Genomic DNA, 23,830 nt, shown 5'->3' with positions numbered 1-23,830 from the left:
TCAGACCGTCAGACCCCGCACCAGCAGATCCAGCAGCGCGCACGCGAACAGCGCTATTCCGATGAACCCGTTGACCGAGAAGAACGCCCGGTTCAGCCGGGACAGATCGTGCGGCCGCACCACCCGGTGCTCGTACACGAAGGCGACGGCGACGATCACCATGCCGATCCAGTAGAACAGTCCGGCCTCCGTGGCCAGCCCGAACCAGACGAGCAGCCCGGTCGTCACCGCATGGCAGACCCGCGCACCCCAGAGCGCGGCCGGAATCCCGAACCGGGCCGGCACCGACAGCACCCCGTGCGCCCGGTCCGCCTGGACGTCCTGGCAGCCGAAGATCAGGTCGAAGCCACCGATCCAGATCCCGACCGCGAGACCGAGGATCACCGCGTCCCACGACCAGCTGCCGGTCACGGCCAGCCAGGCGCCGATCGGCCCTATGGCCTGCGCGATACCCAGGATGGCGTGCGGGTAGTGGGTGAACCGCTTCCCATACGGATAGACCACCATCGGCACGACGGCGGCCGGTGCGAGCGCCAGACAGAGCGGGTTCAGCAGAGCCGCCGCCCCGAGGAAGACGACAACGGCGACGAGCGCCCCCGTCCACGCCGACTTCACGGACACCGCCCCGGTGACCAGTTCCCGGCTCGCGGTGCGCGGGTTACGGGCGTCGATCTCCCGGTCGATGATCCGGTTGCAGGCCATCGCGAACGTCCTCAGCCCCACCATCGCGATGGTGACGAGCAGCAGCGTGACCCAGTGGATGGACTTGTCCGCCTGGAACATCGCGGTCAGGGCGGCGATGTACGCGAAGGGCAGCGCGAAGACCGAGTGCTCGATCATCACGAGCCGCAGAAACGCCTTGACCTTGCTGTTCGGTTGTACGGGCTCTGAGCCCAGTGCTGCTTCGGCGGCGCTCACAGTCCGTATTCCTTCCACCGGCGGTCGACCTTCGCCGCCGTCCGAGGGTCGGACTCGACCATGTCCGGCCAGCCCCCGTCCCGGGTGTAACCCTCCTCGGGCCACTTCTTCGTCGCGTCGATGCCCGCCTTGCCACCCCAGAACTGCTGGTAGGAAGCATGGTCGAGATGATCGACGGGCCCCTCGGTGACGGTGAGGTCACGCGCGTAGTCCGTATTGCCGAGCGCCCGCCACGCCACCTCGTGCAGATCGTGGACGTCGCAGTCGGAGTCCACGACGACGATCAGCTTGGTCAGCGACATCATGTGCGCACCCCAGATGGCACTCATCACCTTCTGGGCGTGCTTCGGGTACTTCTTGTCGATCGAGACGATCGCACAGTTGTGGAAGCCGCCCGCCTCCGGCAGGTGGTAGTCCACGATGTCCGGCACGATGATCTTGAGGAGCGGCAGGAAGAACCGCTCCGTGGCCCGACCCAGCGGCCCGTCCTCGGTCGGCGGCCGGCCCACCACGATCGACTGCAGCAGCGGACGTTTCCGCATGGTCACGCAGTCGATGGTCAGTGCGGGGAACGGTTCCTGCGGCGTGTAGAAGCCGGTGTGGTCGCCGAACGGCCCCTCGGGAAGCATCTTCCCGGGCTCCAGCCACCCCTCGATGACGACCTCCGCCTGCGCCGGGACCTGCAACGGCACGGTCTTGCAGTCGACCATCTCGATCCGCTTGCCCTGGATGAACCCGGCGAAGAGGTACTCGTCGATGTCCCCCGGCAGCGGCGCGGTGGAGGCGTACGTCACCGCGGGCGGCGCCCCGAACGCGATCGCGACCGGCAGCCGCTCCCCGCGCTTGGCGGCGACCTGGTAGTGGTTGCGGCTGTCCTTGTGGATCTGCCAGTGCATCCCGATGGTGCGCCGGTCGTGACGCTGGAGCCGGTACAGACCCAGGTTCCGCACACCCGTCTCCGGGTGCTTGGTATGGGTGAGCCCCAGATTGAAGAACGATCCGCCGTCCTCGGGCCAGGTGAAGAGCGCGGGCAGCTGATCCAGATCCACGTCGTCGCCGGTGAGCACGACCTCCTGCACGGGCGCGCTCTCGGACTTCACCTTCTTCGGCGGCACATGCACCATCGAGCCGAGCTTCCCGAATGCCTCCCGCACCCCGACGAAGCCGTGCGGCAGCTCCGGCTTGAGCAGCCCGCCGATCTTGTCGCTGATATCGGCGTACGACTTCAGCCCGAGCGCCTTGAGCAGCCGCCTGTCGGTCCCGAAGACATTCATGGCCAGGGGCATCGAGGACCCCTTGACGTTCTCGAAGAGCAACGCGGGCCCGCCCGCCTTGTTCACGCGGTCGACGATCTCGCCGACCTCCAGATACGGGTCGACCTCGGCCTTGATGCGCTTGAGCTCGCCCTCGCGCTCCAGAGCCCGGAGGAGGGAACGAAGATCGTCGTAAGCCATGCCGTCCAGTTTGTCATCACCGTTGGCGATCACCTGGGGTGCCCCACCTCGGCGCCCCTCACGGAACGCGGACGCGCCCGTGTCCGCCCGGGACGGTACGGCGGAAGGTGGCCTGTGCCGTGTCGAGGAGGTGGCGCAGGCGGAGGCCGTCCGGGGCGACGGCGGTGACCAGCGCGGCGGGACCGGCGAGCGGTGTCAGCACGGCCTGGCCGTCTTCCGGGGAGCCGCCGAGCAGTTGAACTTCGAGGGGCGTCTTCTCGAAGACCGGGTCGACGATCAGGAGCTGCCCGGCCGCACGGTGGCCGGCGAGGACGGCGGGGCCGTCCCAGCCGGGTGCACCCGGTCCGTACTCGGCCTGTTGGTCCAGCAGAGTCTGCCCACCACGCCGGACGGTGAGACGGGTCGCCACATGGCCGGGAGATTCGCCCGTGCGTCCGAGGATCTGTTCCTCGCGCAGTACCAGCCGTGCGGTGGGGGCGAGGCCGACGGTCCAGGTCTGGCGCAGATCGCTGCCGCCCGCGCAGATCAACGGCTTGGGGAGCCAGTGGAGCTGCGCGTGCTCCCCTGCGGTCAGATGCACGTCGTACGTGGCGTGCTCGGAGGTCGGGCCCCGCAGGGCGAGGGTCGCGGCGGCGGAGGTGATGTGCAGCGCCGCGCCCTCCTGGGCGGTCGCTTCGATGCGCAGCCGGTCACCGCCGAGAGGGGCACTCATCGCGCCGACGATGCACACCCGCGCCTCACTCCCGTGTGAGCGCAGGCGACGGAGTTCGAAGGGCCCGTCGCCGTCGAGGACGGGCAGCGTGGTGGTGCCGCCGCCGACGGTTGCCGTGATGCGGGCGGTGGCGCGTACGCCCACAGCAGTCCGCCCGGAAGCCGCCGCAGCCGGCGGGGGTACGAGGGTCATGCGGGGCCTGCGGTCCAGTCGGTGAGTCGCTCGCGGACCCAGTCGGCAACCGGCTTCGCACCGTCCTCGGTCTTGAGGCAGGTGAAGGCGACGGGGAGGTGGCCGCGCTGGACCCCGGCATCGCGCGCCATGCTCTCCAGGTCGGAGCCGACGTAGGGCGCGAGGTCGGTCTTGTTGATGACGAGGAGGTCCGAATTGGTGACGCCGGGGCCGCCCTTGCGCGGGATGTCGTCGCCGCCCGCCACATCGATGACGAAGATCTGGGCGTCGACCAGGCCTTTGGAGAAGGTGGCGGTGAGGTTGTCGCCACCCGATTCCACCAGGACGAGGTCGAGGGGGCCGATGGCGTTCTCCAGGTCCTCGACGGCTTCGAGGTTTGCGGAGATGTCGTCGCGGATGGCGGTGTGCGGGCAGGCACCGGTCTCCACCGCGGTGATCCGCTCGGCGGGCAGTACCGCCTCGCGGAGCAGGAATTCGGCGTCTTCGCGCGTGTAGATGTCGTTGGTGACCACGGCGATGGAGAGCTCGTCGCGCAGCACCCGGCACAGGGCTGCGACGGTGGCGGTCTTGCCCGAGCCGACCGGCCCGCCCAGGCCGATCCGAAGGGCACGCCGGGTGCCGTCGGGGCGCCGGGGTTCAGCGCTGTAGGTGTGGCGTTCGGGGAACGTCTCTGCGTGGTCGAGGTGCATACGGGCTCCAGTCCTGCGTGGTGTTCCGTGGTCGTGGGTGTCAGTCGTGGGTGTCAGGAGGCGAAGAGGCGTACCGGCCAGGCGGCGTGCTGCTGCGCGGTGATGTCCAGCAGCGGCGCGGAGGCGGCGGGCAGGGCGTCGAACCCCTCCTCGGGGATGCGCCCGGCGGCCGCGGCCGCCGCGGCGGCGGTCCGGTCGAGGTCGGGGGCGAGGCGGGCGAGGACGGCGGTGGCGTCGAACGGGTCCAGGCTCAGCAGCCGGACCGCCGCCGTGGCCGGCCCGCTGACGGTTTCGTACGCCACCGCATACGCGGCATCCAGCGGTGCCAGCCCGGCCGACCGCGCGGCCAGACCCAGCACCACCGGCTGGTGCGCGCCGCGCGGCCGGGCCGCGGACAGCGCGTCCAGCTCGGCCGACGGCCAGGTCGCGCGGGCTGCCCGCATCATCTGCCGCCCCAGCTTGCGGGCAGTGGTCCGCAGTGCCTGCACCGGAGTACGGGCGTCGGCGGCGTCGTCCAGCGCCAGCGGATCGTGGCCCGCGGCGGCCGCGGCGGCCAGTGCCGCCGCGACCAGACCCGCGGTGTGCAGCCGCCCCCGGCAGAATTCCTCCAGCGAGTCCGCATCCTTGATACGGCCCGCGGCCACGGCCGGCTCGGCTCCTCCGGAGTGCGCGTGCCCTCCGGCGGGGAAGCGGCCGTCGGCCAGGACGAACAGCGCGGCGCGGCTCATTTTCCCAGGTCACCTTTCGTCACTCATCGTCGAAGCTCACGCTTCACAGCTCGCCGCTCGGGATCTCAGAAGAGGAAGTACCGCTGCGCCATGGGGAGTTCACGGGGATAGTTCCGCTCGACGATCTGGCCATCGATGCAGGTCGTCACGTCCTCCACCTTTGCGCCCCCGACGATCACCTCGAAGGTGTCGGGGTCGATCCGGACATCGGGGGTGGCGCTGTTCTCCTTCATGTCCGCCTTGCCGATGTCACGTGTGCTGCTGATGGCCTTGAACTGCTTGCCCAGCGGGAGACGTTCGGGCAACCCATTGTCGATGGCCCGTTGGGTGACGAAGTTGAACGAGGTGGAGCGGGGCGCCAGGCCGGTGGCGCCCCACATGGCGCGGGGCAGGACCGGCTGCGGGGTCGGGATGGACGCGTTGGCGTCGCCCACCTGCGCGTACGCGATCTGCCCGCCCTTGATCACCTGGTGCGGCTTGACCCCGAAGAACTTCGGCTCCCACAGCACCAGGTCGGCCAGCTTGCCGGGCTCCACGGACCCGACCACTGCGTCGATTCCCTGGGCGATCGCCGGGTTGATGGTGTACTTCGCGACGTACCGCCGGGCGCGCCTGTTGTCGGCTCCCACCGGCCGCCCGCCCTCCGGCTCTTCACCCTCCGGCCGCTTGTCACCCTCCAGGAGGCCCCGCCGCGTCTTCATGACGTGCGCGGTCTGCCAGGTACGCATGATCATCTCGCCGATGCGCCCCATGGCCTGAGCGTCCGACGACATGATCGAGATGGCACCGAGGTCGTGCAGGATGTCCTCAGCGGCCATCGTGGAGGGCCGGATGCGGGAGTCCGCGAAGGCCAGGTCCTCCTTGATCTTCGGATTGAGGTGATGGCAGACCATCACCATGTCGAAGTGCTCCTTGACCGTGTTGATGGTCAGTGGCCGGGTGGGGTTGGTGGAGGCGGGCAGCACATTGCCCTCATGCACCATCTTGATCATGTCGGGGGCATGGCCACCTCCCGCGCCCTCGATATGGAAGACATGGATGGAACGGCCATCGATGGCCCGAATGGTGTCGTCGACAAAGCCCGCCTCGTTCAACGAGTCGGCATGGAGCGCGAGTTGGACGCCAGTCTCCTCGCAGACCTTCAGGCACTTCTTGATGACCGCCGGTGTGGCGCCCCAGTCCTCGTGGATCTTGAAACCGATGACGCCCGCGTCCACCTGGTCGTACATCGACTTCTCCGACATGGTGGCGCCCTTGCCGAGCAGCCCGATGTTGACCGGGAAGGAGTCCAGCGCCTCGAATGTCCGGGCGAGATGCCAGGAACCGGGTGTGACGGTGGTGGCGGTGCTGCCCTCCGCCGGTCCCGTACCGCCCCCGATGAGCGTGGTCACGCCCGCGGACAGCGCCTCACCGACCTGCTCGGGGCAGATGAAGTGGACGTGCGTGTCGACCCCGCCCGCGGTGAGGATCTTCCCGTTGCCCGCGATGACCTCGGTATCGGGGCCGATGACGAAGTCCGTGGGAATCGGGCCGACGTCGTTGTGGTTGTCGGCACCCTCGTGGAGGGGGTCCATGGTCTCGTCGTTGTACGCCTTGCCGAGCGCGGTGATACGGCCGTCGCGGATGGCGACATCGGTCTTGACGATGCCCCAGTGGTCCAGGACGACCGCACCGGTGATCACCGTGTCGGGGGGCATGACGGCATCGCCGCCATCGGACTCACCGGAGCCGCCCATCCCGTCGGCGTCGGCCGGGTCGCGCGGCGCGGTGGACTGCCCCATCGACTCGCGGATCACCTTGCCGCCGCCGAAGACCATCTCGTTCCCGCTGCGCCCGGGGCCGCCCGACCAGTCGTCCTCGATCTCGATCCGCAGCTCCGTATCGGCGAGGCGGATGCGGTCGCGGACCGTCGGGCCGAACCGGTCCGCGTACGCGGCGCGGGTCAGGGGGGCGGAGCGTTCGGGGGGCTCCGGGCAGCAAGGACACTCGGCGAAGTCAGTCATCGGACTCGCCCCCACCCTCACCGAACGGACCCTCGGTGTTGTCGAGTGAGCCGTCGATCTTTCCGGGCAGACCGTCGATCCTTTCGCGCAGTCCGTGGACCAGTCGCTCGCCCTCGATGGGTACGAGTTCGACTTCTTCCGTGATGCTGGGCTCGAAGCGTACGGAGCTGCCGGCCGGGACGTGCAGACGCTTGCCCCAAGCGGCCTCGCGGTCGAACTCCAGCCCGGAGTTGGCCTCGGCGAAGTGGTAGTGGGAACCGACCTGGATGGGACGGTCGCACGGGTTCTTGACGGTCAGGGACGTGATCTCACGCCCCTCGTTGAAGCGCACCAACTCGTCCTCCGGCTTCGCGGAGTAATCGATTTTCCCCGGGTGGACCAGCCCCTCTTCTTCGTCGCCCGCCTCCGGGAAGGGGTCGTGGATCGTGACCAGCTTCGTGCCGTCGGGGAACGTGGCCTCCACCTGCACGTTCTTGATCATCTCGGGGATGCCCTCCATGACCTCCCCACGGGACAATAACTTCCGTCCGGAAGACATGAGTTCGGCTACGGTGCGGCCGTCCCGGGCCCCCTCGAGGACATGTACGGTCAACAGCGCCACCGTCTCGGGGTAGTTGAGCCGCACCCCCCGAGCCCGACGCTTCTCGGCGACGTCCGCCGCCAAATGAATCATCAGGCGCTCTTGTTCATGTGGAGTCAGGTGCACAGCCATTCCCCCTGCGTTCGCCCTGCCCAGGGCTTCTGCCGTGGGCGATTGTGTTGGGACCCGGCCATGCGCCATCGGCAGTGCGGGCGGAGTCTCCACGACTTCACGCCCGTGCCGTCAGCGCAGCACGGCTTCCTCGACCATCCCGGCCGCAGCCCCTCGCGGGACCATCATGATCACGCCGACAGAGCCGGAAACGGGCACAGCCCGACCGCCGCCCATATGAGTGGCGGTCGGGCCGATATGCCTGAACCTGAGACTCCCCTGTGGTTTAATCACGGCCGCCTGGTCACCCAGTGGCCATCAACGCTGGGGGTTGGCCCGGCACTTCAGGCAGGACACAGGGTTACGACTACTGGAACTCGCCGTTCACCACACCGCCCTCGAAAACGGTTCACTCGCCCCTGGTGAAGACGAGCGCGGGTCCGTCGCCCCGGTCCTTGCTGTCTCGGGTGGCCACGCGCCCGTCACCGAGGAAGGCGACCTCGACGCAGTTCGCGTCACCGTTGCTGCGGCTGCTCTTGCGCCAGACCGCGCCTGTCAGATCCGCACTGTTCACTTTCTCAGCTCCCTCGCTGCTCGCTCGAGAAGGCTCGTGCTGCCTGCTTCGTCAAGCGCCGAGCCCCAAATCAACTTGAACGCCCCGTCGTAGCGCTCGATCTCGTGGGGCCTATCGAAATGCGCGAGGCCGGCTTCACCGACACCCGGGTATACGGCGTCGAGGGCCCCGCCTGGGCGCTGCTGAAAGCGACCGAGCAGCATACCGGTGAGTCACTCACCGGATCACGGATGTTCACCTCCGCGCTGGCCGCGGCCCGCATGGCGGAGCCGTACTCCGACCTGCTCGCCGCCAGTTCCCACCTGCTCGCCGTGGGACGTAATGGACACCGGCTACTCTGGGCCCGTCACCGGGGCGGGACAAGCCCCGCCAACTCTCCGCAGGGGGATCTTTCCATCATGTTCCGGGCCCTGATCTATCTCCTGCCTCTGGCGCTGACGATCTACGCGTTCATCGACTGCCTGAACACCCCTGAGGACGAGGCGAAGCACCTGCCGAAGATCGCCTGGGTCTTCATCATCCTGCTTTTCTGGATCGTGGGCCCGATCGTCTGGCTGGCCGCGGGCAAGATGCGCACCGTGCCCGCCGGAGGCCGTACGCCGTCCGAATGGCACCGCAATCACCGCTCGCAGTGGGTGGCGCCGGACGACAATCCGGAGTTCCTGAAGGCGCTGAAGGAAGAGAACAAGAAGGACGAGTCGCTCCTCAAGGACTGGGAGGCGGATCTGCGCCGCCGCGAGGAGGAGCTCAAGCGCCGGGAGAGCGGGGCGGGGCCGGAGGAGTCGGCGCCACCCGCTTCGTAATCGCGAAGGGCCGGCCGGCCCTTGTCGGCGGCCCGTACATGTCGTTGGACACGCTGCGGCCGTCGTGGGTGCCGGGAATCCGCTGTCCACACGGTGGAGAGTGGGCGCGTGAACGACTACCGCGCCATGCTCGCCACCGCCCTCGCCGAGGCCCGTGCCGGGCTCGCCGAGGGCGGCATCCCCATCGGTGCCGCACTCTACGGGCCGGACGGCAGCCTCCTCGGCCGCGGCCACAACCGCCGCGTCCAGGACGGCGATCCGTCCATGCATGCGGAGACGGCGGCGTTCCGAGCGGCCGGACGGCAGCGCTCGTACCGGGGCACGACGATGGTGACGACGCTCTCCCCGTGCTGGTACTGCTCCGGCCTCGTGCGGCAGTTCGGGATCTCGCGGGTGGTGATCGGCGAGGCGGAGACCTACCCCGGCCGGCACGACTGGCTGGCCCGGCACGGAGTGGAGATCGTGCTGCTCGACGATGCCGAATGCGTCGCACTCATGCGGGACTTCGTACGGGACCATCCCGACGTGTGGAACGAGGACATCGGCGTTGACTGATTTACCGCCCCGCGCCCCCGATCGTTCGAAAATCTACACCTCGCCCCAACACCCTGCCGATATCCTTGTGTTGACGGTGTGACAGATCGGGTGGGGCGTCGACGCTGGGGGTGCTGTGGAGAGAGAGCTGTACGGGCGCGAGGCGATCTTCGGCAACGACGGACTTGCGGCGCGTCTGACAGGTCTTACTCCGTACGGCTCCGCCCGGGTCGCCTACGAGCACCGTGACGATCCGCCGGTCGCCGTGCTGACCGGCGGCCGCGGCATGGGCAAGACGGCCGCGCTCAAGCAACTGCGCCATCTGTACCGGGAGATCACTCCGGTGGCCCTGGTCGACTGCGAGGCCGTCGCACCGCCCGCGGACCCGGGCCCCGGCTGGACTCCGGTCACCGGGGCGCTGCCGGAGCTCGCCACCCAGCTGACGGCGAAGGTGCGTGCCGCGCGGCCGGTGCAGTTTCCACGGCTGAGCCTCGGGCTCGTGGCGGTCGCCTCGATCTCCTGGACGCGGGAGGACGAGACGCGGGCACAGCGGGATCTGCAGTCGCTCGGCCCGGTACTGGCGACCGTCGACACCCGTGGGGACGCGGCGACGGGCTGGGTCACCAAGGTGCTGACGAAACTGGCCGCGAGTGCCTTCGACTCGGTGGTCCCGCTGGCCGGGATGGTCGCCGAGGCCACGATCGAGACGGTGCTGGAGGAGACGTTCAGCCGGTTCCAGCGGCGTTCGGCGGACTGGTACGGGAGTTATCCGCACGCGGGCGGCAACGGCAGGATCGGGCTGCGGCAGCTGGCGGTCGATTTCGAGCGCGGCGGCGATCTGCGCCGCCGGGCCGAGGACCATCTGGTGCTCGCGCTGGTCACGGATCTGGTGCGGGCGTACGGGGGTCTGGCGCGGGGTGCCCGCCGAGGCCGTCCCGTGCTGCTGCTGGACAACGCGCACACGTTGCTGGGCCGGCAGCTGGTCGAGCCGGTGCTGCGGCAGCGGGCCTCCGGGGTGCGCGATCAGATCGCCCTGTTCGCCTCCTCGCGCGCCCGTGACCACGAGGGGCTGAGCCATGCGGTGCGTCGGCGGCTGCCCGAGGTGGCGCACGGCTCGCACTGGGCCCGCGGTTCGGAGGTGACGTCCGGGATTCTGGCCGTGGAGCTCACCGCGCTGGGCCCGGCGCACGTACAAGCGGCGTTCGACCGGCACGATCCGGTGGGCCGTACCCCGGCCGGGCTGGCACGTGGGGTGCACCGGCTGACGGGTGGGCGCCCGCTGGGTGTGGCGCTGCTGGCGCAGGCGGCGGGCGAGGCGCTGGTGCCGGGGACGCCGCGGCCGGGGTCGTCACAGCCAGGCGCGCCGCAGCCGGGCTCGCTGGTGCCGGGGGCGCTGCTGGACCGCACGGTGGAGCTGCGTGAGGACCGGGCGCCGGTGCGGGTCGCGGACGAGCTGTTGGCTCAGCTGCTGCCGGGGCAGCAGCTCGACGTACTGAGTGTGCTGGCCGCCGCGCACGGAGAGGACTCGGCGCGGCTGCTGGCCACGGCCCGGCTGCGCGGCCGGTCGCTGGACGGCGATGTGGCGCTGCAGGTGCGGGACGTGCTGCGGGCGCAGGACTGGCCGGTCGGTCCCGAGTACTTCGTCGCCGATCCGCTGCTGCGCGCGCTGCTGCTGCACCGGCTGCGGTTCCAGGACGACGACCATCCGTACTACGCGGTGTGGCGTGCGGTGCACGAGACGCTGCGCACGGCGTACGCGCCCGGAGGCCGCTTCCCGAGCGTCCCGCACCGGCTGCACCAGGAGCTGGTGCTGGGCAGGACGAGGGACTGCGTGACGCATCTGCGGGAGCGGTTCACCGACGGGGATGTCACCGCCTGGCTCGGCTCGTTGCAGTTCATCGCCTCGGCGCCGTATCCGCGTCCGCCCGGTTACGGCGGCCCCGATCCGCGGCGGGCGGTCGCGCTCGGCCGCGAGGCGGCCGGTTCGCTGCCGGACGGGGAAACGGGGCTCGCGGGGCTCGGCGAGCGGGCCGTCGAGCTCCAGTTGCAGCTGCGCCGGCTGCTGCACGCCGTATGGCTGCTGTCCGATCCACTGGCTCTGCCGGACGAAGAGGTGATCGACAAGATGGCGCACGAACTGCGACAACTGTCCGGCAGGCATCCGACGGGCAACAGCGTGCTGTGGGATGCGGCGACGCACTGGCCGCAGGACATCAGGGCCTGGCGGCCACTGTCCATGCCGCCGGGATCGTCGGACACGGGCGGACCGGGCACGGGCGGAAGCGGGCAGAGGCGGGGGAACGGTGGCTCGGATGCGTAATCCACTGCGTTATCGCGTCTGGTACACGGCGAGGCAGAAGGTGGTCACCACGGTGGTGGTCGGCGCCCTGGTCGTCACGTCCGGCTGGTACGGCATCGGCCGGCTCACCGCCCCCGAGGACCGCTCCTGCGCGAAGGGGGTCGAGCGGCCGCAGGGCAGCGACGAGTGCATAGGTGTCTCCGGCGACGGCTACGACTTCGGGCGGCCGAAGCTGACCGAGGTCGCCGCGGCCATCGCCCGGGAGAACAGCACCCTGAAGCCCGGCCGGTACGCGACGGTCGCGCTGCTGCTGCCGCTGACGTCGACGGACGAAGCCATGCAGACGAAGATGCAGCGCGAGCTGCAGGGCGCGTTCGCCGAGCAGTACCGGGCCAACCATCTGTCCAACGAGCAGGTGCCGGGGATCCGGCTGGTTCTCGCCAATACGGGGAAGAACAACCTGCTGTGGCAGCCGACGGTGGACCGGCTGAAGAAGATGACCGGGGCCCCGGAGCATCTGCGGGCCGTGTCGGGGGTCGCCACCAGCAGTACGCAGGTCAGGTCGGCGGTCAAGGAGCTGACCGCCGCGCACATCGCGGTCGTCGGTACCACGATCACCGCCGACGACATCGCCAACGGCCCGGGCGGCGACCCGTTCCCCGGTCTGGCGCGGGTGTCACCGACGAACCGGGACGAGGCGCGGGCGCTGGCGCACTTCGGGAAGGTGAAGGCGGACAAGGCGCTGCTGGTGCAGGACACCCGCACCGGGGACCACTACACGGACACGCTGCGGGCGGCGTTCACCTCACTGGTGAAGGGCACGCAGTACGAGCCGCAGCTGTTCACCTCGCGCAAGGACCCCAACGACGAGGGCACCACGGCCAACACGTTCCAGCAGATCACGCACCTCATCTGCGACACGGACGCGGATACGGTGTTCTTCGCCGGCCGCCACACCCAGCTGCGGCAGTTCATCAACGCGCTCGGGGCCCGCGGCTGTCAGAGCCGCCCGTTCACGATCCTTACCGGCGACGAGGGCTCGTACCTCGGCAACGACAAGAAGCTCGACCGGGGCGCGCTGCGCCGCAAGGTGACGGTCCGCTACGCCTCGCTGGCGCACCCGGACGCCTGGGTGGCGGCGAAGGAGCAGGGCGGGGCGGCGACGGGCGGTTCCCCGGCGGACTACCGAAGCTTCCTGGACCTGCTGGCCACGGTGGCGAAGAAGCCCGTGGGCCCGATCGGTCCGACCGGTCACCAGGAGCTGACCGACGGCCAGGTCATCATCGCGCACGACGCGATGTCACTGGCGGTGCACGGCATCAGGCAGGCGACCCCGGTCGGCAAGCAGCTTCCGCAGCCCGCGGACGTGGGTGAGCAGTGGCCGCGGGTGAAGGGTTCGCTGCGGGTGTCGGGGGCCAGTGGCTGGATCTGCCTGGACAACCACGGGAACCCGTACAACAAGGCGGTGCCGGTGGTGGAGCTGGCGCCCGAGGACGCCCGTCAGCGGTTCGTGGCGATCGCCTGGCCGGAGCGCACTGCGCCGGACCCGAAGTGCCTGCCGCCGTCCTCGGCACCGTGACGCCGCGTCACCGCTCGGCCGCCGCGTACTCCTCGCGCAGCCCCGCCCACCGGACCGGGGTCCACTTCGACCAGTCGGCGGGGTATCCGTCGAGCGCGTCGACGAGGTAGCGGAAGTGGTCGTGCCAGCCGGCGAGAGAGTCCAGGCGCAGCTCGTCGTCGCCCCGGAACTCGTTGGTGAAGCGCAGCAGAACATGGTCGCCGCGCGGTGGCTCCAGGTGGAAGCGGATGCGGCCGTGGAGTCCTTCGAGGGTGTATTCGGCGACCCGCTCGATGTCCCAGGCGGTGACGGTGCCGGAGGCGACCGTGGCATGCCCGTCCCGGCCGGTGTTCAGCCAGCGCAGGGTGACAGCCCCGCCGATGCGCGGTTCGAACGGGTCGGCGGAGGCGAGCCAGCCGTGCAGCCCCTCGGAACTGGCAACGGCTGCCCACACCCGTGGGACGGGGTGGGGCAGCCGTAGCGTGAACCGCAGGATGTGCCGGTCACCATGGGTTTCGCTGGTGCCACGCTCGATGACGGGGGTCGCATCGGTCATGGTTCCAGCGTGGCCCGGTGGTGCGGGATCCGCACCCGTACGGGATGGGGGCCGGTCAGACGCCTGCGTAGGAGTGCTTGCCGGTGACGAAGATGTTCACGCCGTAGTAGTTGAAGAGCCAGCAGCCGAACGCGATCAGTGCCAGGTAGGCGGCCTTGCGGCCCTTCCAGCCTGCGGTGGCGCGGGCGTGCAGGTAGCAGGCGTACGCGACCCAGGTGATGAAGGACCAGACCTCCTTGGGGTCCCAGCCCCAGTAGCGGCCCCATGCGTCGCCCGCCCAGATGGCGCCCGCGATGATCGTGAACGTCCACAGCGGGAAGACGGCGGCGTTGATGCGGTACGAGAACTTGTCGAGCGTCGAGGCGGCGGGCAGCCGGGAGAGTACGGACTGGGCGAACGAACCGGGCTGTCCACCGTTCGCGAGCTTGCTCTCGTAGCTGTCGCGGAAGAGGTAGAGCAGGGTGGCGACCGCGCCGATGTAGAAGACGGCGCCGCAGATGATGGCGGTGGAGACGTGGATCCACAGCCAGTACGAGTGCAGTGCGGGCACCAGCTGGTCGCTGGAGGTGTAGAGCACCGTGGTCGCGATGCCGAGGTCCAGCAGGACGGTGGTGACCAGGAGCAGCCCCATCCAGCGGACGTTCTTCTTCAGCGCGAGCAGGGTCAGGTACGCGGCGACCGCCACCGTGGAGAAGGTGATGGAGAACTCGTACATGTTGCCCCAGGGGGCACGCTGCACGGACAGTGCGCGGGCGATGACCCCGCCGGCCTGCACGAGGAAGGCGAGCACGGTCATGGAGATCGCCATGCGTCCGTACAGGTCGCCCTTGAACGTGCCGCCGGCCGCGCCGGGCCCGTCCGGGACGTCACGGGTGCCGGCCGCGGAGCGCGTGATGATCTTCGGGCGGTCCAGTACGGCGGTGCCGCCGCCCTGCTGCGCGACCTGCACCTTCACCGAGGCCCCGACGTCCTGGGCCTCGGCGCCGGTCAGGGCGGCGGCGGTGCGGCCGACCTTGCTGCGGCTGCCGAACACCCATTCCGCAATGTGCGCGAAGAAGGCCAGGGTGTAGACGGCCATCGACGAATAGATCAGCACATTGCTGGTGTGCGCCAGGTTCTCGTTGGTTGCGGCGGCGAGATTCACTTCTCAGCCCCTTCGGCAGGTTCTACGGGGGATTCTTCGACGGAGCCGGAATCGGATCCGGGGTCGGTGTCGGGGCCGGGCGCGGTGGGCGCGACGGCGTTGAGCGTGACCGCGAGATCGGCCAGCTCCTCGGGAAGCTTCGCGGACTCGCTGCGGCCGAGGCCCGCCATTTCGACGACGGTGACACCGTCCGCACCGCGTACGGCCCGTACCCAGATGCGGCGCCGCTGGATGAACAGCGAGCCCGCGAGTCCGGCGATGGCGGCGATGGCGCCGGTGAGCGCCCAGCCGCTGGCGGGCTGCTCGGAGATCTGGAAGCTGGCCCACTCCTCGACGCCCTCGAAGGTGATCGAGCCGGCGCCGTCGGGCAGCTTCATCGTGTCGCCGACCGCCAGGCGCTGCTTGAGCTGGTTGCCCTTGCTGTCCTTGAACTCCGTCATCTTGGACTTGTCCAGCTGGTACACGTTCTGCGGCAGTCCGGAGTCGACGCCGAGGCTGCCGTAGTAGCCGTTGAGGGCGAGCCGCGGATTGTCGGCGGCGGGGAACTGGGAGAACATCGTGCCCTGGTTGTCGCCCGCGAAGGTCGGCACGAAGAAGGCCTGGAAGCCCAGCTGGGTCTTCTTGCCGTTCTTGTCGCGGTAGCCGTCCATCACCTTGATCGCACCGGTCGACGTGACGTTGTTGTCAATGGGCAGCAGCGGCACGGCGGCCTTGTAGACCTCCTTGCCCGTGTCGTCCTTGACGGAGACGACGGGCGCGTAGCCGTGCGCGTTCAGATAGACCTTGGTGCCGTCGACGACCAGCGGCTCGTTGACCTTGATCACGGTCTTCTGCGGCTTGCCGTAGGCGCCCTTTGTGTACGTCACATGGGCCTCGTAGGTCCGGGGCGTACCGATCTGGGGGCCGCTGCGCTCGTACGTACCGATGAACTTGTCGAGCGTGAAGCTGAACGGGGCGAGCGAGTCGGCGTCGAACAGCGAGCCGGACTTGAAGTCGTCGTACTGGGTCTGCGTGTTGGAGAAGCCGTCGCCCTCGACGATCAGCTTGCCGCCCTCGGACTTGAAGAGCTGCCCGAAGGCGAACGCCACCAGCATCACGATCAGCGCGATGTGGAAGATCAGGTTCCCGGCCTCGCGCAGATAGCCCTTCTCGGCGGCGACCGCGTCCCCCGCGGTGTGCGCGCGGTAGCGGCGCTTGCGCATCATCGCGAGCGCGGCCTCGCGGACCTGCTCGGGCTCGGCCTCGGTGCGCCAGGTGGTGTACGCGGGCAGCCGGGTCAGGCGCCCCGGGGCACCCGGCGGGCGGCTGCGCAGCTGGCCGACGAACTGGCCGGTGCGCGGCACGATGCAGCCGATGAGCGAGACGAACAGCAGGATGTAGATCGCGGAGAACCACACCGAGCTGTAGACGTCGAAGAACTGGAGCTTCTCGTAGATCGGGCTGACGGTGGTGTGGGCGTCCTTGAAGGTCTGCACCTTCAGTTCGTCGACGCTGTTCTGCGGGATCAGCGAGCCGGGGATGGCGCCGAGCGACAGCATGAAGAGCAGGATCAGCGCGACCCGCATCGAGGTGAGCTGCCGCCAGAACCAGCGGGCCCAGCCGATGACGCCCATGGCCGGCAGATTGGCCGCGCTCTCCTCGCGCGGGGCGGTGGAGAGCTGGGAGCCGGCCGCACCGAGTTCGCGGGCGTTCTCCCGGTCCTGCTCGTCCCGGATCTCCCGCTCGTCCCGGTGCTCGCGCTCCGGGGCCGGGTTGGACTTGGTGTTGCTCATGGAACTCAGATCCCCACCGTGAAGCCGTTGGACCAGCCCTGCAATTCCTGCATCATGGTGTCCCAGACGCCGGTCAGCAGGAGCAGCCCGGTCGCGATCATCATGACGCCGCCGATCCTCATGACCCATGCGTAGTGGCGCTTGACCCAGCCGAATGCGCCGAGCGCCTTGCGGAAGGCGACCGCCGCGAGCACGAAGGGCAGGCCGAGCCCGAGGCAGTACGCGACGGTCAGTATCGCCCCGCGTCCGGCGGTGCCCTGCTCCATGGCGAGGATGCTCACCGAGCTGAGCGTCGGGCCCAGGCACGGGGTCCAGCCGATCCCGAAGAGGGCGCCCAGCAGTGGTGCGCCCGCCAGCCCGGTCACCGGCCTCTTGTGGATACGGAATTCGCGCTGCGTCATCCACGGCATCAGGCCCATGAAGAAGATCCCCATCAGGATCATCAGCACGCCGAGGATCTTGGTGAGCGTCCCGCTGTGCTCCTGGAGGGTGTCGCCGAAGAAGCCGAAGAGCGCGCCGCCGGAGACGAACACGGCGGTGAAGCCGAGCACGAAGAGCGAGGCGCCCGCGACCATGCGCCCCCGCCTGGCCTGCGCCAGGTCGGTGCCGCTCACGCCCGTGACGTACGAAAGGTAGCCGGGCACGAGCGGCAGCACGCACGGCGAGAAGAACGAGACGAGCCCGCCGAGTACGGCGATGGGCAGGGCGACGATCAGCGCTCCGTGCAGGACGGTCTGGTTCTCGCCCTGGAGCGCGGCAAGGGTGAGCACGGAATCACTTCTCCGCGATCAACGGGTCGATCATCTTGTGCAGCTTGGTGGCGTCGAGCGCGGTCAGGGAACGGGCGGCGATCTTCCCGTCCCGGTCGAGCACCACGGTCGACGGAATGGCCTGCGGACGCAGCGTGCCCTTGGGGAAGCGGAGCATGAGCTTGCCGGTCGGGTCGTAGAGGCTCGGGTAGGGGACGCCGTAGTCCTTCTCGAAGCTGATCGCGGGGCCCTTTTTGGCGTCCCGCGTGTTGATCCCGACGAACTGGACGCCCTTGTCCTTCGTCTCCTTCGCCACCTTCGCGAAGTACTGGGCCTCCAGACGGCAGGGTCCGCACCAGGATCCCCACATGTTCAGTACGACGACCTTGCCCTTGTAGTCGGCGACGTCGAGCTGCTTGCCGTCGAGGGTCTCGCCGTCGAGCTTCGGGGCGGCCTTGCGGTCACCCTTGGCCACGGTGGCGATTCCGCCACTGCCCGTGACGAAGTTCGTATTGCCACCGCCGCCGGCCTTGTTGCCGTCCCCACTGCACGCGGTCAGCGTGAGTGCGAGTGCGACGGCCGCTGCGGGGGCGGCGAGCAGGGTGAAGCGGCGTCGGGGTGCGCGGCCATAGCTCATGTGAAAAGTTTCGCATGGCGGTTCCGGCGATCTCGGGCGCCCCCCTCGGTGCCCGTAAAGCCCGTTGTCAAGCCTGTTTAAAGAAGGCGTTCCAGCCGCCTTCGGGAGACTGTCCGACTCCCAGCGTACGGAGCTTGTCGAGCACGGCCGGGGTCTGGACGTCGAGCCAGTCGACGAACTGCTTGAAGGAGACGAGCCGTACATCCGGCTTCCCCGCGATTTTCTTGAGCGCTTCCTCGACCGCGTCCATATAGATGCCGCCGTTCCACTCCTCGAAGTGGTTTCCGATGTAGAAGGGCGCGCGATTCGTCGTGTACGCACGGTTGAAACCGGCGAGATACGACTGGGTGGCCTGCTTGCGCCAGCCCGGATAACGCGAAGGCATGCCCTTGGTCGAATTCACCGACTGGTTGGCGAGGATGTTGTAGTCCATCGAAAGGACTTCGAAGGAGTGCCCCGGGAACGGCATGCCCTGCAGCGGCAGATCCCACAGGCCCTGACGCTTCTGGGGCCACACCTGGGTGCCACCGGGCGAGCTGGCGTCGTAGCGCCAGCCGAGCTTGCGCGCCGTGGGCAGCAGATTGTCCTGGCCGAGCAGACAGGGAGTGCGGCCGCCGACCAGTTCCTTGCGGTAGTCGAAAGGCAGCGGATCGAGGTCACTCCAGCCGGTGTTGGTGCGCCATTCGGTGACGAAGGAGACCGCCTGATCGATTTCGCTCTGCCACTGGGAGGCCGACCAGTTCGCGACCGATCCGGAACCGCCGCAGAAATGCCCGTTGAAGTGGGTGCCTATCTCATGCCCGTCGAACCAGGCCTGACGGACGCACTTCAGCGTCTCCTTGATGTGGTCATCGGTGAGATAACCGATGTCGGAAGCACCGATCGGGTTGTTGGGCGGCCGGTACTTGGACTTCTTCGACTCGGGCAGCAGATAGAGGCCGGAGAGGAAGAAGGTCATCGACGCTTCATGATCCTTGGCGAGTTCCAGAAAGCGCGGGAAGAGCCCGTTGCCGACCTCGCCCGCCCCGTCCCAGGAAAAGATCACGAACTGCGGTGGCGTCTGCCCGGGTTCGAGCGGAACCGGCGCGGAAGGCTGGTGCGGCTGCTTCCCGGTGTCCGCGGTGGAACCGTCCCCTATCTCGCGGACGTCCTTCTTCGCAGGTCCGGTCCCCCGGGTGTGCCCGTCGGCGCCCTTCTCCCCCGTATCAGCACCCGGCCGGCCCGTATCGGAGGAACCGCACCCCGTCAGACCGATGGCTGCCGCGGTCCCAAGCCCGGCTCCGAGCAGACCCCTTCGGCTGATGTCGCGCATGAGTTCCCCATCTGCGGTCGTTTTGCCTCAAGTCCATACAAACTGGCAACGGCTTAGATGAGGGAAGCAGTACAGGGGTTCCGCCGATTAACATATTTTTCTTTGTACGCCCAGACCTCGACCTCGACCGAACGCGTGGCGAGCGAGCCGGACGCGGTGGGAGCAGGGCTCGACCGTCGACGGTGATCAATCGCTGAAGGGGACTCAGTCCCCGGCCTCGGAGCGCCGGTCCCATGGCAGCAGCAGAACCGCCGGCCTTGGGACGGCAGCAAAAATCGCCGGACGGGCGGAAAATCAAGCCCGTCCGGCGATTGAGGAAAGAACGGCAACCGGACGACCGGGAAGACCGGCAGGCCGGGGTGCCCGGCGCACCCCGCCGGCCCCGGGCCGGCTACGCGCCGAACGCCTTCGACTTCCCCTTCACCGGCTTCGCGCCGGCCCGCAGATGCGCCGGCACCAGATCCCGCGCCGGCTCCGCGTACCCGACCGACACGATCTTGTCGCCCTGGTACGTGAAGCTGGTCAGCGAAGCGAGCGTGCACTGCCGCTTGCGCGGGTCGTGCCACAGCCGCCGCCGCTCCACGAAACTGCGCACGATCCAGATCGGCAGCTGATGGCTGACGCACACCGCCTCGTGCCCGCGCGCCGCGTCACGCGCGGCGTCCAGGGCGCCCATCATCCGTACGACCTGCTCGATGTACGGCTCGCCCCAGGACGGCCGGAACGGATTCGTCAGGTGCTTCCAGTTGTCCGGCTTGCGCAGCGCCCCGTCGCCGACCCCGAAGGTCTTGCCCTCGAAGACGTTGGCGGCCTCGATGAGCCGCTCGTCGGTGGCCAGGTCCAGGCCGTGCGTCTTGGCGATCGGTGTGGCCGTCTCCTGGGCGCGCTCCAGCGGGGAGGCGACGACATGGGTGATGTCGCGGCCTTCCAGGTGCTCGGCGACCCGGTCGGCCATCTGCCGGCCGAGCTCGGAGAGGTGGTAGCCGGGGCGGCGCCCGTAGAGCACGCCCTCCGGGTTGTGCACCTCGCCGTGCCGCATCAGATGGACGACGGTGATGTCCTTGCGGCTTCCGTTCTCGCTCATGCGGTGGCCTCCGATGCGGCGCGGGCAGCGGCGGGCAGGGCGGCGGCGATGCGCTCGACGGCCTGCGTGTCATGGGCGGTGGAGACGAACCAGGACTCGAAGGCGGACGGCGGCAGGTAGACGCCCTGCGACAGCAGCGAGTGGAAGAAGGCGGTGAAGCGGAAAGCTTCCTGCTGCTTCGCGTCCTCGTAGTTCCGCACCGGCCGGTCGGTGAAGAAGACGGAGAACATGTTGCTCGCCGCCTGCACGGTGTGTGCCACACCTTCCTTCGCGAGCGCCTCACCGACCAGGCCGCGGATCTCTGCGGAGACGGCGTCCACCTTCGCGTACGCGGCGTCGTCGAGCAGCCGCAGCTGGGCGAGACCGGCGGCGGTGGCGACCGGGTTACCGGAGAGGGTGCCCGCCTGGTAGACGGGACCGGCCGGGGCGAGGTGCGCCATCACGTCCGCACGCCCGCCGAAGGCCGCGGCCGGGAAGCCACCGCCCATGACCTTGCCGAAGGTCATCAGGTCGGGCCGCACCCCGTCGACGCCGAACCAGCCGGCCTTCGAGGTACGGAACCCGGTCATGACCTCGTCGGAGATGTAGAGCGCACCGCCCGCGGCGCAGATCTCCTTGAGCCCGGCGTTGAAACCGTCCAGCGGCGGTACGACGCCCATGTTGCCCGGCGACGCCTCGGTGATCACACAGGCGATCTCGCCGGGCTGCGCGGCGAACGCCTCCCGCACGGCGTCCAGGTCGTTGTACGGCAGCACGATCGTGTCGCCGGCCTGCGCACCGGTGACCCCCGGGGTGTCCGGAAGGCCGAAGGTCGCGACCCCGGACCCGGCGGCGGCGAGCAGTGCGTCGACGTGGCCGTGGTAGCAGCCGGCGAACTTCACCACCTTGGCCCGGCCGGTGAACCCGCGGGCGAGACGGATCGCGGACATGGTCGCCTCGGTGCCGGACGACACCAGCCGCACCTGCTCCACGGGCTCGACCCGGGCCACGATCTCCTCGGCGAGCGCGACCTCGCCCTCACCGGGCGTACCGAATGAGGTGCCGCGGGCGACAGCCTCCTGGACTGCGGCGATGACCTCGGGGTGGGAGTGGCCGAGGATCATCGGCCCCCACGAGCACACGAGGTCGACATATTCACGGCCGTCGGCATCGGTGAGGTACGGACCGGTACCGGACACCATGAAGCGGGGCGTACCGCCCACGGCCCGGAAGGCACGGACGGGAGAGTTCACGCCGCCGGGCGTCACGAGGGACGCGCGGTCGAAAAGCGTCTGCGAAACTGGGGCGTCATAGGGAAAGCTCACACAAGCCATGGTGTCAGAGCCACGGACGGTCTTGCGGACAGGTGTTTCACCGCACGCCCGTGGGGGAGGTCACTGACACGATGATCGGGTTGCGCGGCGGGGGCTGTGTCTCCTAAGTAGTAGTCGGGTGGATGAGATATGCATCGCGGTGGCGGAGTGGGCGAAGGGACCGACGACCTGGGGCCCGAGCCTGCCCGGCGGGGTCGGCACCGGCGTGAGGCGGAACGCAAGCAGGGCATACAGGCCGGTGGTGCGCAGGGTGTCGGAGCCGGAAGCAGGAGTGGTGGCCGGGTGGGGGTGACCTACAAGTATTTCGGTGCCCCCGACGGGGCGACCGCGGCACGCGTGCCCATTTCGATGCGCCCCGAGGAGCTCGGCGGCGACGAACTGGGCATGGGCGGCATGTTCACCAAGATCAAGCCGGAGACGGTGGCGGCGATGGTCCTCACCGGCATCCAGGGCATACCCCTGCACAAGGTCCCACCGCTGGAACTGGTCGTGCTGCACCCCGACTACGCGGTGGTCAAGCTCCCGATGACGGTCGTCGACCCGCTGCGCGGCGTCGGCGAGGAGTCGGTGGGTGCCGCAGCCTTCATCTGGTCCACGGTCCCGGACCGCGGCGGCCCGCGCGACGCGTTCAACGTCTACCAACTGCTGCACGAGTGGCAGGATTTCAGCCATCGTCTGCATGACGCGGGGCATCAGGCGTACTGCCTGGTCTGGCCCTGACCTGGGGTTTCCTGTTGTGTGGGCGGGGCTTTCGGGTCCCGCCCTCGTCATGTGCGGGGGGCCGTCAGGCAGCCAGGGCGAGCTTCCAGGCGCCCATGTTGAAGACGCTGCGGTTGTAGGCCCGGCCCTTCTCGTCGAAGAGCCGAATCAAAAGCAACCGAACGGTCTTCGCGTCGCCGTCCGGCTCGGCCCAGGGCAGGGTGACAGCGACCGGCGGGAACTTCTCCCTGTGGGCCTTGAGGGCGGCGGCAAGCCGGGCGTGGAACAGAGTCCGTTCGCCGCGATCTCCCAAAGACATCCAGCCACGGCTGACGAGGTCTTTCTCGCCGCTGGCCGGGAGCCGGAAAGTCCCCGAGACTGATCGTCTCCTCACCCGGCATCCGCCGGTCCGGCCGGCCCCGTTCCCGCGCCGCTGTCCGCACGGTCGAAGAGATGGTCCGATCAGGTCTGCTCGAAGTGGCTGGGTCTGTCGTCACAGCTCATCAGGCGACCCAGTTGAGCGGCTTCGGCTCGGGGCATGAGGGTCCATGTGCCATCGGTACGGCGCAGAGCGGCCGAGTGCCAGGGGGTGGTCCAGGCGTCGGGGGCGTCGAGGAGTTGGATGCCGAACTTGGGGGCGCCGATGGGCTGGGGATGGATGGAGAGGCGTACGGCATGGGGGTGGTGCTCGGCGATCAGGTCGCCCCAGGCGCGGCTGCGCTGGATGACACCGTAGGCACGCCTTCGGCACTCGCGTTGCAGGGCGGAGCGGGTGCCCGAGTGGTCGGCGGTGTCCTCGACGAGGAAGCGGGTGATGCCTCGATAGAGGGCGAGGGTCTGGTCCTCTACACGGATTTCGGCACGCAGGGCGTCCAGGGTGGGTGCGTAGTGCTCGTGGACAAGGGCACGTTTCGTGTCGTGCGGGAGATCGCCGAGTACGTCACGCAGATCGAAGACGGACAATCTGCGCAGGCCCAGTTGGCCTATGAGTACGCGTAGTTCGTCAGCGTAGGAGTCGATGTGCTCGTCCGGGACGTGGATGAGGTCGCCGAAGACGTGGCCGTCGGAGCAGACGATCACACGGGCGCCGGGTGGGTAGATCCGCTCGATCTCCGTGCAGAGGGTGTTGAGGAAGGTGAGGGAGAGGCGTTCTCCCTGGTCGGGTAGGTGGCCGAGGACCTTGGCCGGGTTGGGTGACTTACAGGGGAAGCCGGGCAGAGTAAATACGACCGGGGCGCCGACGCGCACGAATTCTGAGATGTGGCGGAGCTGGTGGGGGAACGCCTCCGCAGGGGCGGCAGGAGCGCGGTCGGTCCTGCGGTGGTACGGCAGAAGCAGGTGCAGGATCGCGGCGCTGATGCTCGTGGGGAGGGTTTCCGGCGTGGTCGTCGGCGGCATGGGGTTCCTCC

22 protein-coding genes and 1 pseudogene are annotated in these 23,830 nt (G+C 69.0%); 5 read left to right on the top strand and 18 right to left on the bottom strand.

The window, feature by feature from the left end:
- From mqnP to NRF20_RS25970, 8 genes are all read right to left on the bottom strand, one after another.
- The gene (gene mqnP, locus NRF20_RS26005) at positions 1-918 is read right to left on the bottom strand and encodes a menaquinone biosynthesis prenyltransferase MqnP (RefSeq protein WP_398633515.1); all 918 of its coding nucleotides are present in this window, start codon (positions 916-918) and stop codon (positions 1-3) included.
- Positions 915-2,372: a menaquinone biosynthesis decarboxylase gene (locus NRF20_RS26000; RefSeq protein ID WP_266365495.1), complete on the bottom strand. Its 1,458-nt coding sequence runs from the start codon at positions 2,370-2,372 to the stop codon at positions 915-917. Before NRF20_RS26000 ends, mqnP begins: the two co-directional genes overlap by 4 nt.
- A 58-nt stretch (positions 2,373-2,430) precedes the next feature.
- Complete coding sequence (locus NRF20_RS25995) at positions 2,431-3,276, bottom strand: urease accessory protein UreD (protein ID WP_413753363.1); 846 nt, start codon at positions 3,274-3,276, stop codon at positions 2,431-2,433.
- The gene (ureG, locus tag NRF20_RS25990; protein ID WP_398633517.1) at positions 3,273-3,965 is read right to left on the bottom strand and encodes an urease accessory protein UreG; all 693 of its coding nucleotides are present in this window, start codon (positions 3,963-3,965) and stop codon (positions 3,273-3,275) included. Before ureG ends, NRF20_RS25995 begins: the two co-directional genes overlap by 4 nt.
- Before the next feature lie 53 nt (positions 3,966-4,018).
- On the bottom strand, positions 4,019-4,693 hold the full coding sequence (locus NRF20_RS25985; protein WP_413753362.1) for an urease accessory protein UreF: 675 nt from the start codon (positions 4,691-4,693) through the stop codon (positions 4,019-4,021).
- Between the two features lie 65 nt (positions 4,694-4,758).
- The gene (locus NRF20_RS25980; protein ID WP_413753361.1) at positions 4,759-6,696 is read right to left on the bottom strand and encodes an urease subunit alpha; all 1,938 of its coding nucleotides are present in this window, start codon (positions 6,694-6,696) and stop codon (positions 4,759-4,761) included.
- On the bottom strand, positions 6,689-7,408 hold the full coding sequence (locus NRF20_RS25975; RefSeq protein ID WP_413753360.1) for an urease subunit gamma: 720 nt from the start codon (positions 7,406-7,408) through the stop codon (positions 6,689-6,691). Before NRF20_RS25975 ends, NRF20_RS25980 begins: the two co-directional genes overlap by 8 nt.
- 388 nt (positions 7,409-7,796) lie before the next feature.
- Positions 7,797-7,961, bottom strand: coding sequence for a DUF397 domain-containing protein (locus tag NRF20_RS25970; protein WP_398633520.1), 165 nt, complete (start codon positions 7,959-7,961; stop codon positions 7,797-7,799).
- Positions 7,962-8,359: 398 nt separating this feature from the next.
- Here NRF20_RS25970 and NRF20_RS25965 point away from each other — a divergent pair, with 398 nt between their 5' ends.
- From NRF20_RS25965 to NRF20_RS25950, 4 genes are all read left to right on the top strand, one after another.
- Positions 8,360-8,764 carry a PLD nuclease N-terminal domain-containing protein gene (locus NRF20_RS25965; protein WP_398633570.1) on the top strand — a complete coding sequence of 135 codons (405 nt, stop codon included), beginning with the start codon at positions 8,360-8,362 and terminating at the stop codon, positions 8,762-8,764.
- A gap of 126 nt (positions 8,765-8,890) precedes the next feature.
- The gene (locus tag NRF20_RS25960) at positions 8,891-9,319 is read left to right on the top strand and encodes a nucleoside deaminase (RefSeq protein WP_398633571.1); all 429 of its coding nucleotides are present in this window, start codon (positions 8,891-8,893) and stop codon (positions 9,317-9,319) included.
- A 115-nt stretch (positions 9,320-9,434) separates the two neighbouring features.
- Positions 9,435-11,618 (top strand): hypothetical protein, encoded by a 2,184-nt coding sequence (locus tag NRF20_RS25955; RefSeq protein WP_398633521.1) that lies wholly within the window; start codon positions 9,435-9,437, stop codon positions 11,616-11,618.
- The gene (locus NRF20_RS25950) at positions 11,611-13,176 is read left to right on the top strand and encodes an ABC transporter substrate-binding protein (RefSeq protein WP_413753359.1); all 1,566 of its coding nucleotides are present in this window, start codon (positions 11,611-11,613) and stop codon (positions 13,174-13,176) included. The genes NRF20_RS25955 and NRF20_RS25950 overlap by 8 nt, the downstream gene beginning before the upstream one ends.
- 7 nt (positions 13,177-13,183) lie before the next feature.
- Here NRF20_RS25950 and NRF20_RS25945 read toward each other — a convergent pair whose 3' ends face one another.
- The 8 genes from NRF20_RS25945 to hemL all read right to left on the bottom strand — a co-directional run bounded on the left by NRF20_RS25945 (position 13,184) and on the right by hemL (position 21,722).
- Positions 13,184-13,711, bottom strand: a complete 528-nt coding sequence (locus NRF20_RS25945; RefSeq protein WP_398633523.1) for an SRPBCC domain-containing protein — start codon at positions 13,709-13,711, stop codon at positions 13,184-13,186.
- A gap of 55 nt (positions 13,712-13,766) precedes the next feature.
- Positions 13,767-14,855 carry a c-type cytochrome biogenesis protein CcsB gene (ccsB, locus tag NRF20_RS25940; RefSeq protein ID WP_398633524.1) on the bottom strand — a complete coding sequence of 363 codons (1,089 nt, stop codon included), beginning with the start codon at positions 14,853-14,855 and terminating at the stop codon, positions 13,767-13,769.
- A complete protein-coding gene (locus tag NRF20_RS25935) occupies positions 14,852-16,627 on the bottom strand; it encodes a cytochrome c biogenesis protein ResB (RefSeq protein WP_413753358.1) in 1,776 nt (591 codons plus the stop codon). The genes ccsB and NRF20_RS25935 overlap by 4 nt, the downstream gene beginning before the upstream one ends.
- A 5-nt stretch (positions 16,628-16,632) precedes the next feature.
- A complete protein-coding gene (locus NRF20_RS25930; protein ID WP_398633526.1) occupies positions 16,633-17,397 on the bottom strand; it encodes a cytochrome c biogenesis CcdA family protein in 765 nt (254 codons plus the stop codon).
- Positions 17,398-17,401: 4 nt separating this feature from the next.
- Positions 17,402-18,013 (bottom strand): TlpA family protein disulfide reductase, encoded by a 612-nt coding sequence (locus NRF20_RS25925; protein WP_398633527.1) that lies wholly within the window; start codon positions 18,011-18,013, stop codon positions 17,402-17,404.
- 67 nt (positions 18,014-18,080) lie between these two features.
- A complete protein-coding gene (locus NRF20_RS25920; RefSeq protein WP_398633528.1) occupies positions 18,081-19,325 on the bottom strand; it encodes a hypothetical protein in 1,245 nt (414 codons plus the stop codon).
- Between the two features lie 391 nt (positions 19,326-19,716).
- Positions 19,717-20,409 carry a histidine phosphatase family protein gene (locus NRF20_RS25915; protein WP_398633529.1) on the bottom strand — a complete coding sequence of 231 codons (693 nt, stop codon included), beginning with the start codon at positions 20,407-20,409 and terminating at the stop codon, positions 19,717-19,719.
- On the bottom strand, positions 20,406-21,722 hold the full coding sequence (gene hemL / locus NRF20_RS25910; protein WP_398633530.1) for a glutamate-1-semialdehyde 2,1-aminomutase: 1,317 nt from the start codon (positions 21,720-21,722) through the stop codon (positions 20,406-20,408). Before hemL ends, NRF20_RS25915 begins: the two co-directional genes overlap by 4 nt.
- Before the next feature lie 129 nt (positions 21,723-21,851).
- Between hemL and NRF20_RS25905 the strand changes: the two genes are divergently transcribed.
- The gene (locus NRF20_RS25905; protein WP_266360658.1) at positions 21,852-22,442 is read left to right on the top strand and encodes a hypothetical protein; all 591 of its coding nucleotides are present in this window, start codon (positions 21,852-21,854) and stop codon (positions 22,440-22,442) included.
- A 67-nt stretch (positions 22,443-22,509) separates the two neighbouring features.
- Here the strand turns inward: NRF20_RS25905 and NRF20_RS25900 are convergent.
- Positions 22,510-22,701 (bottom strand): annotated as a pseudogene (locus NRF20_RS25900) (site-specific integrase); the annotation flags it as partial.
- 182 nt (positions 22,702-22,883) lie between these two features.
- Positions 22,884-23,819, bottom strand: a complete 936-nt coding sequence (locus tag NRF20_RS25895; protein ID WP_413753357.1) for an L-tyrosine/L-tryptophan isonitrile synthase family protein — start codon at positions 23,817-23,819, stop codon at positions 22,884-22,886.
- Between the last annotated feature and the right edge of the window lie 11 nt (positions 23,820-23,830).

Source organism: Streptomyces sp. R-74717, from assembly GCF_047305335.1.
Classification (GTDB): domain Bacteria; phylum Actinomycetota; class Actinomycetes; order Streptomycetales; family Streptomycetaceae; genus Streptomyces; species Streptomyces atratus.
This window is presented reverse-complemented; position numbering and strand designations above follow the sequence as displayed.

What these genes read in the sequence shown, in the direction of transcription:
- NRF20_RS26000 (WP_266365495.1), bottom strand. Translation starts at nt 2,372, where the DNA reads ATGGCTTACGACGATCTTCGTTCCCTCCTCCGGGCTCTGGAGCGCGAG.
- NRF20_RS25995 (WP_413753363.1), bottom strand. Translation starts at nt 3,276, where the DNA reads ATGACCCTCGTACCCCCGCCGGCTGCGGCGGCTTCCGGGCGGACTGCT.
- ureG (WP_398633517.1), bottom strand. Translation starts at nt 3,965, where the DNA reads ATGCACCTCGACCACGCAGAGACGTTCCCCGAACGCCACACCTACAGC.
- NRF20_RS25985 (WP_413753362.1), bottom strand. Translation starts at nt 4,693, where the DNA reads ATGAGCCGCGCCGCGCTGTTCGTCCTGGCCGACGGCCGCTTCCCCGCC.
- NRF20_RS25980 (WP_413753361.1), bottom strand. Translation starts at nt 6,696, where the DNA reads ATGACTGACTTCGCCGAGTGTCCTTGCTGCCCGGAGCCCCCCGAACGC.
- NRF20_RS25975 (WP_413753360.1), bottom strand. Translation starts at nt 7,408, where the DNA reads ATGGCTGTGCACCTGACTCCACATGAACAAGAGCGCCTGATGATTCAT.
- NRF20_RS25965 (WP_398633570.1), top strand. Translation starts at nt 8,360, where the DNA reads ATGTTCCGGGCCCTGATCTATCTCCTGCCTCTGGCGCTGACGATCTAC.
- NRF20_RS25960 (WP_398633571.1), top strand. Translation starts at nt 8,891, where the DNA reads ATGCTCGCCACCGCCCTCGCCGAGGCCCGTGCCGGGCTCGCCGAGGGC.
- NRF20_RS25950 (WP_413753359.1), top strand. Translation starts at nt 11,611, where the DNA reads ATGCGTAATCCACTGCGTTATCGCGTCTGGTACACGGCGAGGCAGAAG.
- NRF20_RS25945 (WP_398633523.1), bottom strand. Translation starts at nt 13,711, where the DNA reads ATGACCGATGCGACCCCCGTCATCGAGCGTGGCACCAGCGAAACCCAT.
- NRF20_RS25935 (WP_413753358.1), bottom strand. Translation starts at nt 16,627, where the DNA reads ATGAGCAACACCAAGTCCAACCCGGCCCCGGAGCGCGAGCACCGGGAC.
- NRF20_RS25925 (WP_398633527.1), bottom strand. Translation starts at nt 18,013, where the DNA reads ATGAGCTATGGCCGCGCACCCCGACGCCGCTTCACCCTGCTCGCCGCC.
- NRF20_RS25920 (WP_398633528.1), bottom strand. Translation starts at nt 19,325, where the DNA reads ATGCGCGACATCAGCCGAAGGGGTCTGCTCGGAGCCGGGCTTGGGACC.
- NRF20_RS25915 (WP_398633529.1), bottom strand. Translation starts at nt 20,409, where the DNA reads ATGAGCGAGAACGGAAGCCGCAAGGACATCACCGTCGTCCATCTGATG.
- hemL (WP_398633530.1), bottom strand. Translation starts at nt 21,722, where the DNA reads ATGGCTTGTGTGAGCTTTCCCTATGACGCCCCAGTTTCGCAGACGCTT.
- NRF20_RS25905 (WP_266360658.1), top strand. Translation starts at nt 21,852, where the DNA reads ATGCATCGCGGTGGCGGAGTGGGCGAAGGGACCGACGACCTGGGGCCC.
- NRF20_RS25895 (WP_413753357.1), bottom strand. Translation starts at nt 23,819, where the DNA reads ATGCCGCCGACGACCACGCCGGAAACCCTCCCCACGAGCATCAGCGCC.